We start from the raw sequence: 278 nt of genomic DNA on the forward strand, positions 1-278 counted from the left end.
CACCCGGCCCACAATGCCTTCGCCCACATTGATCGATGCGATCCGCTGGGTCCGTTTAACCGTGGCCCCTTCGACCACCCCGCGGGACGGACCGAGGAGTACCACCCCCACGTTGTCCTCTTCCAGGTTCAGGACGATGCCTTCAAGCCCGCCGTCGAATTCCACCAACTCCCCATACTGGGCGTTGGCAAGCCCGTAAACGCGGGCAATACCGTCTCCTACCTGGAGTACGGTTCCCACCTCGTCCAGGGAGGCGGACGCTTCGAATCCGGATAATT

The 278-nt window shown here is 61.9% G+C and carries 1 pseudogene; it reads right to left on the reverse strand.

The features are described from left to right. Positions 1–278: pseudogene (locus tag ACRHNM_RS16670) on the reverse strand (F0F1 ATP synthase subunit alpha); the annotation flags it as partial.

This window comes from Psychroserpens mesophilus (assembly GCF_050617655.1).
Lineage (GTDB): Bacteria > Bacteroidota > Bacteroidia > Flavobacteriales > Flavobacteriaceae > Psychroserpens > Psychroserpens mesophilus_A.